The sequence below is a fragment of the Blautia liquoris genome, assembly GCF_015159595.1.
GTDB lineage: Bacteria > Bacillota > Clostridia > Lachnospirales > Lachnospiraceae > Novisyntrophococcus > Novisyntrophococcus liquoris.
The window spans coordinates 3416018-3429434 of record NZ_CP063304.1 but is presented as its reverse complement, the minus strand read 5'-3'; the positions used below and the strand labels follow the sequence as shown (position 1 = coordinate 3429434).

11 protein-coding genes are annotated in these 13417 nt (G+C 40.7%); 9 read left to right on the top strand and 2 right to left on the bottom strand.

From position 1 onward, the window contains the following. The first annotated feature begins 116 nt into the window (after positions 1-116). Positions 117-2009: a 1,4-alpha-glucan branching protein GlgB gene (gene glgB, locus INP51_RS15620; RefSeq protein ID WP_193735661.1), complete on the top strand. Its 1893-nt coding sequence runs from the start codon at positions 117-119 to the stop codon at positions 2007-2009. Here the strand turns inward: glgB and INP51_RS15615 are convergent. Beyond that, positions 1999-2712, bottom strand: coding sequence for a TraX family protein (locus tag INP51_RS15615; RefSeq protein ID WP_193735660.1), 714 nt, complete (start codon positions 2710-2712; stop codon positions 1999-2001). The two genes, glgB and INP51_RS15615, sit on opposite strands and share 11 nt — an antisense overlap. Before the next feature lie 217 nt (positions 2713-2929). Here INP51_RS15615 and INP51_RS15610 point away from each other — a divergent pair, with 217 nt between their 5' ends. Genes INP51_RS15610 through INP51_RS15585 form a run of 6 tightly spaced genes read left to right on the top strand, consistent with a single transcriptional unit; the run spans position 2930 to position 10458 of the window. Further along, complete coding sequence (locus INP51_RS15610) at positions 2930-4153, top strand: Gfo/Idh/MocA family protein (RefSeq protein ID WP_193735659.1); 1224 nt, start codon at positions 2930-2932, stop codon at positions 4151-4153. 13 nt (positions 4154-4166) lie between these two features. After that, complete coding sequence (locus INP51_RS15605) at positions 4167-6131, top strand: alpha/beta hydrolase family protein (protein ID WP_193735658.1); 1965 nt, start codon at positions 4167-4169, stop codon at positions 6129-6131. After that, entirely contained in the window at positions 6128-7354 is a 1227-nt protein-coding gene (locus INP51_RS15600; protein ID WP_193735657.1) for a Gfo/Idh/MocA family oxidoreductase, read from the top strand. Before INP51_RS15605 ends, INP51_RS15600 begins: the two co-directional genes overlap by 4 nt. 28 nt (positions 7355-7382) lie before the next feature. Next, on the top strand, positions 7383-8747 hold the full coding sequence (locus tag INP51_RS15595; RefSeq protein ID WP_193735656.1) for an ABC transporter substrate-binding protein: 1365 nt from the start codon (positions 7383-7385) through the stop codon (positions 8745-8747). A gap of 6 nt (positions 8748-8753) precedes the next feature. Then, positions 8754-9635: a carbohydrate ABC transporter permease gene (locus INP51_RS15590; protein ID WP_207736887.1), complete on the top strand. Its 882-nt coding sequence runs from the start codon at positions 8754-8756 to the stop codon at positions 9633-9635. A 4-nt stretch (positions 9636-9639) separates the two neighbouring features. Next, complete coding sequence (locus INP51_RS15585) at positions 9640-10458, top strand: carbohydrate ABC transporter permease (protein ID WP_207736886.1); 819 nt, start codon at positions 9640-9642, stop codon at positions 10456-10458. Here the strand turns inward: INP51_RS15585 and INP51_RS15580 are convergent, their stop codons facing one another. Continuing rightward, positions 10459-11316 (bottom strand): AraC family transcriptional regulator, encoded by an 858-nt coding sequence (locus INP51_RS15580; RefSeq protein WP_193735654.1) that lies wholly within the window; start codon positions 11314-11316, stop codon positions 10459-10461. A gap of 133 nt (positions 11317-11449) precedes the next feature. On the opposite strand from INP51_RS15580, the gene INP51_RS15575 reads away from it, so the two are divergent. Continuing rightward, positions 11450-12187, top strand: coding sequence for a glucosamine-6-phosphate deaminase (locus INP51_RS15575; protein ID WP_230406832.1), 738 nt, complete (start codon positions 11450-11452; stop codon positions 12185-12187). A 24-nt stretch (positions 12188-12211) separates the two neighbouring features. Further along, positions 12212-13402: an N-acetylglucosamine-6-phosphate deacetylase gene (gene nagA / locus INP51_RS15570; protein ID WP_193735653.1), complete on the top strand. Its 1191-nt coding sequence runs from the start codon at positions 12212-12214 to the stop codon at positions 13400-13402. Positions 13403-13417 lie beyond the last annotated feature (15 nt).

Sequence of the window (13417 nt, the reverse complement as noted above, 5' to 3'; positions counted from 1 at the left end):
TATATGTTCAGTGATGAAATAAAATAGTGTGCAGCCCTGCATAGATATCTAAACGAAAAGAAGTGATATTTATGCAGGGTATTTTTCTACCTGATAAAAAGAGGGGGAGAGACAAGATGACAAGATTTGGAGAGTTAGATCATTATTTATTTGCAAATGCAACTCATTACGAGATTTATAAAAAGATGGGTGCGCATCTAGGAAAAGAGAATGGAATAGAAGGAGTCTGGTTTACGGTATGGGCACCGAATGCCAGATCCGTATCTGTGATTGGAGAATTCAACGGGTGGAATGAGAATGCAGACGTGATGAAAAAAACAGGGGACGATGGCGTCTATGAGATTTTCGTGCCGAAAGCGAAGGAGGGAGAGCTTTATAAATATTGTATTATGAGCCAGAAGGGAGAATTGCTTTATAAAGCAGATCCATATGCATTCTCCGCAGAGATGCGTCCCGGGACAGCATCAAAGATTGCAGATATTGAAACATATCAATGGAAAGATTCATCCTGGATGGGTCAGAGAGAGAAGAACGATCCTCAAAAAAACCCGGTTGCAATCTATGAGGTACATCCGGGTTCATGGAAGAAACATCCCTGCAGTGACGAGAATCCGGATGGCTTTTATAACTATGAGTACTTTGCAAAAACACTTACAGAATATGTCAGGGCCATGGGATATACGCATGTAGAATTGATGGGAATCGCTGAATATCCTTATGACGGTTCCTGGGGATATCAGGTAACCGGATACTATGCCCCTACTTCACGTTTTGGAACACCCGCACAGTTTAAGTATCTGGTAGATTATCTTCACAGAAATCATATAGGAGTGATTCTTGACTGGGTACCGGCTCATTTTCCAAAAGATGCCCACGGACTGGCTGATTTTGACGGATCGGCGGTCTATGAATATGCAGATCCCCGTCAGGGCGAGCATCCGGACTGGGGGACAAAAATTTTCAACTATGGCCGCCCTGAAGTCAAGAACTTTATGCTCGCAAATGCCCTGTTCTGGGTGGAGGAGTACCATATTGACGGCCTCAGGGTGGATGCGGTGGCATCTTTGCTTTACCTCGATTACGGCAAAAAGGAAGGGCAGTGGATTCCAAATAAGTATGGTGGTAATCAGAATCTGGAGGCAGTGGAATTCTTTAAGCATCTGAATTCTCTGGTGACAGGGAGAAATAAAGGAGTGATGATGATTGCAGAGGAATCCACTACGTGGCCGAAGGTGACGGGGGACGTGCATGACGGTGGTCTTGGCTTTACCTTTAAGTGGAATATGGGCTGGATGCATGACTTTCTGGACTACATGGAACTTGACCCCTATTTCAGAAAGTATAATCATAATAAGATGACATTTTCTCTGACCTATGCGTATAGCGAAAACTATATTCTGGTGCTTTCCCACGATGAGGTTGTTCATCTGAAAAAATCAATGCTAAAGAAGATGCCGGGAGATCCGGCGCATAAGTTTAAGAATCTGATGGCAGGCTATAGTTTTATGATTGGGCATCCCGGGAAAAAACTGCTGTTTATGGGACAGGACTTCGGACAGCTTCGGGAGTGGTCAGAGCAAAGAGAGCTGGACTGGTATCTGCTGAGGGAAAAATCACACGAACATCTGCAGGCCTATTTCCGTGATCTTATGCTAGTATACAAAAAGTACCCTGCGTTATATGCCAATGATACTGCAGAAGGATTCGAATGGATTAATGCGGATGATTCAGAGCGAAGCATCTACAGTTTCATCCGAAAGTCACCTACAGGAAAGAACAATCTTCTGTTTGTCTGTAATTTTACCCCAGTAGACAGGCCTGATTATCGGGTTGGAGTGCCAAAGGGCAAACAGTATCGCCTGATTCTTGACAGCTCGGATGTCAGGTATGGCGGTGAGAGTAAAGATAGAAAACAGATATATCGGGCAGTAAAAAGGGAATGTGATGGACGTGAATTTTCCATCGGCTATAATCTGCCTGGATTTGGAGTAGCGATCTTCAGATACTGATAGTGTGCCAAAGCAGATACAACACCAGAAGATGAAAGGGATAAAAAAGGTAAAATGCATATTTTAGCTTAAGTCCGCGACTGCCGTTGTACTTCATAATCAGTGGAATCGAGAAGAAACAGAAAGACTCCGCAGGTCCGATTAACGTCAAAACTGCACAAGAAAGAACCGATGCTGCCATGCGGCGTGTTCGTAAGACGTATAGCAGTACAATTGCAAGAATTCCATAGAATTCATAGTCTGAACGGAACAGCCATGCGGCGAAACTCCCTGCGGCTGTCACCAGAAGGGTCAAAGGAATACGAAAGTATTGTTTTTGACCTTTTTTTTGTGTTGTTTCTTCGATTAGAGAGATTGCCCAGATTGTCAGAAGGCCGATTGTGAGGGTAAATAATGTATTCTGACTTATCGGATCGAAGACAGAGTTGCGAAATGCCAGGTCAAAGGGTATTTCGGACAGAATAGCCATAATAAACAAGTTGCGGCAATAGTTTACTTTGCTGTGCGTGTGAAGGAATCCTTCTGTCAGGAGAAATGCAAACAAAGGGAAGGCAATCCGGCCGATGGAACGAAGAAAAGAACTTAAGACAGGATGATTCATTTCCAGAAAAATAACCGCAAAATGATCTATGAACATACATGCCATCGCGATAAGCTTGACTGTGCTTCCGGGAATTCCATATAAAAATGTCTGATTCATCATGGATGAGTGTACCTCCTGTTAATGCATGACCTTTTGAACCTATGATACTACGGATTGCTCTGCACCTCAATGATTAGTTTGAAGAGGGAAAGGAAGAGCAATATAAAGTAATTTTTAGCTTGAATTTCAACAAGATTGTGTTAGAAATATGAATAGAGTATTGTTAAAATAAAAAATAGATTTCATACATTATGACGAAACGAAAAGGGAGGCTAGTATGAAAGTAATCATTTTGGGAGCTGGAGGCAGAGGAAGAAACTATACACGTTTCTGTTTACAATATGGTGCTGATATTGTTGCGATTGCTGATCCGGACAGAAAGAAATTGAATAAACTTGCTCTGGATTTTAATATTGGTGATGAGAAATTGTATTCCAACTGGCAGGAAGTAATGAAAGAAGATAAGTTTGCAGACGCAGTGATTAATGCAACGCCAGATAAAGTGCATTATCCATCAACGATGCAGGCGTTAGATAAGGGATATGCGGTATTATTGGAAAAACCAATGTCTGATAATGAACAAGAGTGTATTGATATGGTCAAAAAGGCAGAGGAAAAGAATCTGTTATTAATGGTGTGCCATGTTTTGCGTTATGCACCTTTCTTTGAAAAACTGAAAGAAATTATTGATGAGGGCAGGGTTGGGGAATTAGTTCATCTACAGATGACAGAAAATTGTGCCTATTGGCATTTTGCTCATTCATATGTCAGAGGTGTATTCCGAAATGAAACGATATCCAGCCCGTTTATATTGGCGAAATCATGCCATGATTTAGATTTAATCGGTTATCTCACAGGAAAAAAATGTCTGTCGGTTGTATCAGAAGGAAACCTTAAATACTACAAAGAAGAAAATGCGCCGGAAGGGGCACCAAAATATTGTCTGGATGGATGTCCCTGTGAGACATCATGTCCTTATTTTGCACCCAGATTATATCTGAAACAAATTTCTAAAGTGGGCTGGCCGACACAGACCATTTCGTCGGACACTTCTTTTGCGGCAAGATATGAAGCGCTAAGGAAGGGACAATATGGGCGCTGTGTCTTTCATTGTGATAATGATGTGTGTGATCATCAAAGTGCAATATTTAATATGGAAGATGGGCTCACAGCTTCGTTTAACATGACTGGATTTTCGAGCGAAAATACAAGGACGCTACGTTTCTTTGGGACGAAAGGTGATATCCGGGGACACTTGGATAAAGGAAATATCGAAGTATACGATTTCCTGACCAAGGAGAAAGAAGTAATTCCGATTGAGTATGAGAGTATTCAGTCCGGACATGGTGGAGGAGACTCCAGACTTTTATATGATTTCCTGGACGGAGTCGGAAAAAAAGGAGGAGATTTAAAAACCTTAGCCCGTCTTTCTTTACAAAGTCATCGGATGGCATTCGCGGCGGAGAAATCAAGAAAAGAAGGAAAGAGGATTTATCTATAAGAAAGAGGCGTTGATGATGACGATAGAAAATCTTGAAAAATATAACCCTTCTCACTTTTATGATGTAAAAAGTCAGCTCAAGGACTATGTCTATAACAATACTTCCAAGCTGCTGGAAAACGGAAAAACCAGACGGAATCTTATTCTTACAAAAGATGAACTCAGACAAAGGCAATGTTATGTAAGAAGTAAGTTCCTCGATTCTATAGGTGGGATGCCATCGTGCGAAACACCCTTAGATCCAGTTGTCACAGGAGTTGTTCAATCAGATGATTTTCATATAGAAAAGGTGATTTATCAGTCAAGACCCAATTGTTTTGTAACAGCAAATTTGTATATGCCTGACGGATTAAAGAATCCCTCCGGTGCAGTTTTGTTTTTATGCGGGCATGATCCATTGGCCAAACACAGCTATGAATATCAGATGGTGTGTCAGTGCCTTACAAAACGGGGAATTATCGTTTTGGCTATAGATCCTGTTGGGCAGGGAGAAAGAGTCAGCTACTATGAGGAAGGATCAGAGATAATCAGCAGAGGAACCGCGGAGCATACGCATGCGGGACTTCAATGCCTTATGACCGGTTATCCATCGGCAAGGTACTTCCTTCAGGATGCAATTAGAGGTATTGATTATCTGCTGACCCGCCCCGAAGTAGATCCGGACAATATCGGAGTTACGGGAAATTCCGGCGGGGGTACCCAGACCTGTATGGTAATGCTATGCGATGACAGGGTGAAAGCTTTTGCTCCTGGCACATATATTACAAGCTATGAAGAAAATATACTCTCAGGAGTGCCCCAGGATTCCGAGCAGAACTGGCCGGGATTTCTGAAGTATGGATTTGAACATGAAGACATATTGTTAAGTGCTGCACCGAAACCGGTGGCTGTCCTGGCTGCATCCTATGACTTCTTTCCGATAGAAGGAACCAGGAAAACTGTTGAAAATGCAAAAAAATATTGGAAACTATGGGGAAAAGAAGATAACTTATATTATTATGAGGATGTCACGCAGCACAGCTATTCCTTTGATCTTGCACTGAAAGCAGCTGAATTTTTTACAAGAAGTCTAGAGATCGAGAACAGAGAGGACATAACTCTTGAGGATATTCACATAATAAATCCTAAAAAGTTGTGGTGTACGAAAAAGGGTCAGATAAAGGAAGAAAAAAGGAATTCGCGATTTATATATGAAGAGAATCTTTCCCTGTTGAATCGGATGAAGAAAGATGTGTGTACAAAAGAGAATGCATATCAATGGTTGAAAGAGCAGGTCTATCATCAGCGGGATATATGCGCATTGAACCTGAGGAAAATTTCGAGGCTGGAATATAACGATTTATCAATCGCTTCATATATTTGGAGATCCCAGGAAAGAATGATGAACCATTGTCTGGTCTTTGAAGAAAACTCCAACTCTGATGTCACACGCTCACCTACCATTGCTGTCTGGGACGGGGGAACCAGACAGCTGAAGGACCATATGGAATGGATTCAGAACGAATGTGAGAAGGGCAGAAAGGTTCTGGTTCTCAACACGTCAGGAGTTGGGGGGATTGCTCCTTATCAGACAGGGGCTCAAAAGGTAGATGATAAGTTTGGAACGATATATAAACTTGCAGATGACCTGATTCGATCCGGAGACAGCCTGTGCGCACTAAGAATATTTGATGTTATTCGTTCCGTTGATATGCTGCAGGACCTGGATGCTGCAAAATGCAGAGATATTCGAATTCATGTATGCGGCTGGCAGGGAATTTATGGTATTTTGGCAGCCTTTCTTGATGAGAGAATTGAATCTGTCTCCATAGAAGAACCAGTATTGACTTATAACAGCTGGGTGGCTGAACGGTATTATGAGAATGAGCCTGTGAGTATTATCCTTCCGAAAGCACTTCGCTTTTTTGATATAGATAATGTAATTGGATGGATGAAGGAAGAAAATCGTATAGAAATATGCAAAGGAGACAGATCATGAAAAAATACGTTATAGTAGGTGCAGGAATGAGAGGATGCTATATGTTCGGAAAACGCATTTCTGCCGAGGAGTATAAGGACTACGCTTCGATAGAAGGTGTGTATGATATAAATCCTGTTCGGGCACGAAAGTTTTCAGAGGCCTGTGGCGGATTTCCGGTGTATGACAACTTTGATTATATGTTGGAACAGGTCAGGCCGGACTTTGTAATTGTGACTACCGTGGATTGCTATCATCATGAATATATCATCAAGGCACTGAATGCGGGCTGTGATGTGATTTCTGAAAAACCTATGACAATTGATTCTGAAAAGTGTAATGCTATTCTGGAGGCTGAGAAAAAGACTGGAAGACATGTTCAGGTTACCTTTAATATGCGATTTATGCCGTATATGCAAAAGGTAAAAGAACTGATCCTAAAGGATACGGTGGGAGAAGTTCTGAACGTAGATCTGGAATGGCATCTGGATACGAGACATGGTGCGGATTATTTTCGAAGATGGCATAGATACTTGAAGAAAAGCGGGGGGCTCTTACTGCATAAGTCAACACATCATTTTGATGTGATCAATTGGTGGCTTAATTCATATCCCGAGGAAGTAAGTGCATTTGGAACCAGAAGGTTTTACGGGCCAGTCCGGGATAAAAGAGGAACCAGATGCCTGACATGCGAGTACAAAGATACATGTGAATTTTACTGGGATATCGAAGAAGATCCTTTTTACAGGCAATTTTATCTTGAGGCGGAAGAAGAGGATAACTATATTCGGGATTCCTGTGTTTTTGATGAGAGCATAGACATCTATGACAGCATGGCGGTCAATGTAAAGTACCAGTCAGGGGCACTTCTGGCTTATTCATTGATTGCTCACAGTCCCTATGAGGGATGGAATGCATCTATAAGTGGAACTAAGGGCAGAATGGAAGTTGGAGAGATCTATTCGGGAATCGGAGAAGACGACGGATGCAATCACATAAAAGTATATGACAGAAGCGGTGCACAGATTAATTATGATATTCCTAAATTGAAAGGAAGCCATGGAGGTGCAGATGATAAATTGATTCGTATGCTGATTAAAAATGATGTTGAGGATGATCTGGGAGTCCTTGCCAGTTCCATGGATGGTGCAATGTCACTGCTTATCGGGGCTGCGGCTAATCTTTCGATTGCTGAAAACCAGAAAGTAAAAATTAAAGATTTACTAAAACACCCACAGGGGTAATTTACCAAAAAGAAAAGGAGAGGTAAGAATGAAAAAAAGATTGGTAAGCGCATTGGTTATGACAGGAGCAGCAATTATGCTGATGGGGGGATGTGGTTCTTCAAAAGGGCAGGATTCGAAGGCAACAGGAGATAAATCAGCTGCTGATTCTGGTGTAGAGCAGAAATCAGAGAAAAAATCTTCGAAAGCTGTGACCTTGAGAATCGGGCTTCCGGGCGGATATGATGTGACCAATAAAGAAATTATAGAGGGATTTCAAAACGAATATCCGGATATAAAACTCGATATTGATGAGGCACCCTGGGGAGATTTCACGAAGAAGATTACGACTCAGATTGCAGGCGGGACAGCTCCGGATATCTGGTTTCAGGAGAATGCTGCTGTTTTGGGATATGGAGATAAGGGAGCGGCAGAAGATTTAATGCCTTATATAGAAAGGGATTTAAATGAAGATGAATTTGCTTCCACTTTGTTTTCGGCACAGGTAGGGGAAAGCGTCTGGGGCGTTCCTCACGGAGGCAATCCGATTGCACTTGCTTATAACAAAGATCTGTTTGATGAAGCCGGGGTTTCGTATCCTACGGATGACTGGACCTATGAAGATATGATTGAGGCGGCAAAAAAACTGACAAAGGACACAGACGGAGATGGGAAGACAGATGTTTATGGTTTGATCACTTCGGGAGGAATTACAGATGGATGGTTTCCGTGGATTCATTCCGCCGGAGGACAGGCTTTGGATGAGACGAAGGAAAATGCTGTATTCGACGATGAAAAGTCTCTGAAAGGAATTACGGAATGGGCAAATACTGTTAATACCTATAAGATCAGTCCGGCGCGCTCGACATTCAATGAACTTGGGGGAACGCATCAGGTATTTGGAAACGGAATGGGTGCGATGGTTTTTCTGCAATATAGCTTAGGAAATACCGTGTTAAATACTAACTTTCCGGATCTCAATTACGATACTGTTAAAATGCCAAAGGCATTTGACGGCGAAGAAAGAATTGTACCGAATGTAAACAACACCTGGATGATATTCTCAAAAGCCAAAGAAGAGAATAAAGAAGCTGCGTGGACATTCTTAAAGTATTATCTGAGTCCGGAGGTACAGAAGATTGTTGCTGACAGTGGATCTACGATACCTGTTAATAAAGAAGCACTTACGTATATGGAAAACTTACAGTTTAAGCCACTCAATAAAAAAGCTTACACAGAGGGTGTCGATGAATCTGGGGTAACATTGGATGAGAATAAATGCTGGAATGAATGGCGGACAGCGGCACAGCCAGTATTCAACGATATTATGGATGGAAAGACGGATCCAGAATCCGGACTGAAACAGATTAAAAAAAGTGTTCAAGAGGTACTCGACGAGAATTATGAAAAATAGGAGGCAATGATGAGAAAAAGTAACTTTTGGGGGCTGCTGTTTGTTTTACCATTCATTATAGGAACTGCTGTGTTTTTTGTTTTCCCTGTGTTGTTTTCGGGATATATCTCTTTCACAGACTGGGATATGTTTAATCCTCCAAAGTTTGTCGGATTAAAGAACTGGATTAACTCATTTAAGGATCCGGCATTTTGGATATCCTTTCGAAATGTTTTATACTTTGCAGCAATTTTTGTGCCTCTTCAAACCATCTTTGCTCTTGTCATTGCCAATATGTTAAACCAGAAGATTAAATTTAAAGGGGGGTTTCGGGCCTGCTACTTTCTGCCCAATGTGACCCCCTGGGTTGCAGGAGCCATTGTGTGGAAGTTTTTATATGGTTATGATTATGGGCTGATTAATTATATTTTGCGTTCCCTGGGTTTTGAAGGCTCTTATTGGTACGACAGTGATAAGTGGTGGGTGGCAATTGGCAGTCTTGCTTTGATGAATGTGTGGAAAGGCATGGGACAGACTATGGTAATCCTACTTTCTGCGATGCAAAGTGTTCCGAAAGAAATTGTGGAGGCCGCAACAACGGAAGGGGCAGGAAAAGCTGCCATATTCAGAAAAATTACGGTTCCTATGATATCGCCTATGGTATTTTTGACTATGATCCTGTCAACGATTTCAGCGTTCACAGCATTCGATGTATTTCTTACCATGTTTGATGTTTATTCACTTCCTGACAGAAACAATGTAGTGAATTTGATGGTCTACCGAGAGGCATTTATCTACGGGAAGATGGGACCGGCTTCTACATTGGCGTGGATGTTGTTTATCATCATATTAATTATTACAGTAATACAAAGAAAATTTGAGAAGAAATGGGTGCATTATGAAAACTGATGATATGAAAAGAATATTTTATTATATAGTGCTGACGCTGGGCGCATTCATAATGTTAATACCCTTTCTATGGGTGCTGTCGAATTCTCTGAAGACGGTAGATAATGTTATGAAAATTCCACCCCAGTATATTCCGAATCCGATCACACTGGGTAATTTTAAGATAGTACTCAATGAGTTATCCTTCTTAAAATATTTAGGAAATAGCTTTTTTGTAGTTGTATTCAATCTGGTTGGAACTGTTTTGTCATCTGCACTTGTGGGATTTGGTTTTGCAAAATTTGATTTTGTCGGAAAGAAAATTCTATTTACTCTGATGCTTGCAACACTTATGATGCCGGCTCAGGTAACTATGATACCGACATATTTTATCTGGTCGAAAGCGGGGATGCTGGATACGTTTTTACCTCTGATCCTTCCTGCTTTTCTGGGACAGGCAACGGGCATCTTTTTATTTAATCAAAATTACAGAAGTATGCCGGATGTATTGTATGAATCAGCTCTTATTGACGGATGTAATCCTCTTAGGATCCTGTTTCAGATATATATGCCTTTATCAAAACCGACGATGATGACCCTTATTGTCCTTACTTTCATCGGTGCCTGGAATAATACCATGGGTCCTCTGCTATATCTTCAATCGAGAGAAAAATATACCCTGACCATGGGTTTGCTGACACTTGATCAATCCCCCATAGCGGCTGCCAATGTCGGTGTAAAAATGGCGGGATCTGTAATTACAATGGCACCTGTTATCATAGTCTTCCTGTTCTCACAAAAGTACTTTGTTCAGGGAGATATTAGTTCTGGTGTTAAAGGGTAACTATTGCAGCCTTTTGCGAAAAGTGCCCGGAGTGCAGTCATAGTATTTTGAGAAAAGGTTAATAAAGTGACCAATGCTGTTAAAGCCAACCAGATGGCAGATATCAGTAATACTTTGAGAGGAATACCGAAGCAGACGTTCCGCCTCGGACAGCCGTTTTTTATTTACAAAATTAATAACCGTAACCCCTGTGGTTTCTTTAAAGGTATGACATAAGTAATATTTGCTGACAAATAATTCTTCGCAAATAGTTTCAAGTGTAATATCATAAGTATAATTGTGATTGATGTATTCTATGACATTTGATACCAGCTTTTCTTTTGAAGAAAGCATAGGGGCAGATTTATCTTTTACTTCATCAGAAGACAGGTCATCGAATGTTATAAACAGGTTTATGAGGTCATTTTGCATCTTTAGCGACTGATACGAAGAACTTTGAACAGATGTTTCGTAAAGACGCATGATAAAATTATGGAGCAGCTGCTTACTTTTCACGCTCGATAAGGATAATATTTTCTTGGTTGAAAAGAGGCTGGAAATTGCATGGTGAAGTGGCTCATCTAATGTTTTTATATACTCTAAGATTTTGGGATGAAAGAGGATGAGTATTCTTTTTCTTGTGCTTCCGCTTCGGTATACGGTACGGTGAAAAAGATATGGCTGAATAAAGACCACATCATTTTTCTTAACAGTATATACCTTGTTATCGATGAAGTAATTCATCTCATTACCATAATAATAATATATTTCGTAAAAGTCATGATAATGATCCCACCGCTTTGTAGTGTTTTTGGAATCATCGGCTCTATTTATCAAAATATCGTCACCAAAAGTTTTATTGGTATAGGGATCATACATAAGAACACCGCCTTTGATAGATGAAACGCAGGACCTTTTGACCCTGGTATCATTAACACTAGTAGACTATAGTATAAGTTATTGGAAACATATTGTAAAGAAATTAAGTGATACTGATATGAAAACTGAAAGGATGAAATTAGAAATGCATACAAATATTTTAAAAAACTCGATAGAATTAGGTCAGGAAGCTGCGAGGTATTCTGCGGATATTATAAATGATGCGATTGACAAGAATGGAAAAGCAAGAATTATCCTGTCTACAGGGGCATCTCAGTTTGACACGCTCAAAGCCCTGATTAAGGAAGATATTGACTGGGAAAAGGTAGAGATGTTTCACTTAGATGAATATATAAATCTGCCTGTCAGCCATCCGGCAAGTTTTCGGAAGTATTTGAAAGAACGCTTTATTGATAAGACAAATATCAAGGATTACCATCTGGTTAATGGAGAAGGAGACATAAAAGAAATAATTGAGAAACTTACAATAGAACTTCGCAGGGAACCAATTGATCTGGGACTAATAGGGATAGGCCAGAATGCTCATATTGCATTCAATGATCCGCCGGCGGATTTTGGCACAGAAGAAGCTTATATTGTAGTAAATTTAAATGACACTTGTAAGAGACAACAGGTTTCTGAAGGATGGTTTGCCTCAATAGATGATGTTCCCGATCAGGCTATATCAATGACCGTTTATCAGATTATGCAGTGTAAACATATTGTATCTTGTGTTCCGTCAAAAGCGAAAGCGAAAGCAATCAGCGATATGTTTAAGAATCCGGTAACAAATCAAGTTCCGGCAACCATGTTAAAGATGCATCAGGACGTGGAACTTTTTCTTGATTCGGACTCAGCTTCTCTTTTATAAATACCAGGAATGCAGGTGCTCCAAGTGAAAAGAATATTAATAAAAAATGCAAAAATAGTTACAGTTATGGGTATCAGAGACGGCCAGCTTATGACCGAAGGGGACAAGATCTACAAAGTTGTATTTGATGGGTGCATAGATGAACCACACGATGAAGTGATTAATGCTGACGGCAGATACCTTTCTCCCGGATTTATTGATATACATACACATGGGGGTGGTGGGTATGATTTTATGGACGGAACGTTGGAAGACATTTATAATGCTTCGAAGGCTCATATGCAGTTTGGAACTACATCCATTGTGCCAACCACTCTTACAGGCAGCAAGGAGTCGCTGCTTGAGTTTATTGGGTTATTCAATCAAATAGACAGGAAGCGTGAGGGATTTCCTAATATTTTAGGTTTACATCTGGAAGGACCATATTTCGCATATAGTCAGAGGGGAGCTCAGGATCCCCAATTTTTAAGAAATCCGGATAAAGATGAATATAGGGAAGCTTTATCTAAGACTGACAGAATCCTGCGATGGTCGTTCGCTCCTGAACTGGATGGTTCAAAGGAATTCCTTCAGGAATTAAATAAACATCAAGTAGTAAGTTCTCTGGCTCATTCCGAAGCTACGTGTGAACAGGTGGTGGAAGGCTATCAAAACGGGTTACGCGCATTGACGCACTTTTATTCAGGCATGTTATCTGTTACAAGAAAAAATTCCTATCGTGTAGCAGGAGCCGTTGAAGCAGGATATCTTCTGGACGACTTATATGTTGAAGTGATTGCCGATGGGAGCCATTTACCTAAAGAGCTGCTTCAATTGATCTACAAAATTAAAGGGCCGGACAGGATTTGTCTTGTCACAGATTCCATGCGTGCGGCCGGTATGCCTGATGGAAAATACATACTGGGAAATAAAAAAATGGGGGTTCCTGTTATCGTGGAAGATAAGGTGGCAAAATTACCCGACAGAACTTCTTTTGCCGGAAGTGTAGCAACGACTGACAGATTGCTTGGAACTTTTTATCAGTACACGGATGCGCCACTATACCAGGTAGTAAAGATGCTGACTTTAAATCCGGCAAAGCTTCTTCATATTGATACAGATAAAGGTTCCATAGAAGAGGGAAAAGATGCAGATTTAATTATTTTTGACGAGAATATAAAGGTTGATTTTGTCATGGTAAATGGTAAAATTAATAAAAATGAGCTATGCAGGTAGTGTAGCACATTAATG

Excerpts from the sequence above, each read along its gene's own strand:
- glgB (WP_193735661.1), top strand. The coding sequence starts at position 117 with ATGACAAGATTTGGAGAGTTAGATCATTATTTATTTGCAAATGCAACT.
- INP51_RS15610 (WP_193735659.1), top strand. The coding sequence starts at position 2,930 with ATGAAAGTAATCATTTTGGGAGCTGGAGGCAGAGGAAGAAACTATACA.
- INP51_RS15600 (WP_193735657.1), top strand. The coding sequence starts at position 6,128 with ATGAAAAAATACGTTATAGTAGGTGCAGGAATGAGAGGATGCTATATG.
- INP51_RS15575 (WP_230406832.1), top strand. The coding sequence starts at position 11,450 with ATGAAATTAGAAATGCATACAAATATTTTAAAAAACTCGATAGAATTA.
- INP51_RS15605 (WP_193735658.1), top strand. The coding sequence starts at position 4,167 with ATGATGACGATAGAAAATCTTGAAAAATATAACCCTTCTCACTTTTAT.
- INP51_RS15580 (WP_193735654.1), bottom strand. The coding sequence starts at position 11,316 with ATGTATGATCCCTATACCAATAAAACTTTTGGTGACGATATTTTGATA.
- INP51_RS15590 (WP_207736887.1), top strand. The coding sequence starts at position 8,754 with ATGATGAGAAAAAGTAACTTTTGGGGGCTGCTGTTTGTTTTACCATTC.
- INP51_RS15595 (WP_193735656.1), top strand. The coding sequence starts at position 7,383 with ATGAAAAAAAGATTGGTAAGCGCATTGGTTATGACAGGAGCAGCAATT.
- INP51_RS15585 (WP_207736886.1), top strand. The coding sequence starts at position 9,640 with ATGAAAAGAATATTTTATTATATAGTGCTGACGCTGGGCGCATTCATA.
- INP51_RS15615 (WP_193735660.1), bottom strand. The coding sequence starts at position 2,712 with ATGATGAATCAGACATTTTTATATGGAATTCCCGGAAGCACAGTCAAG.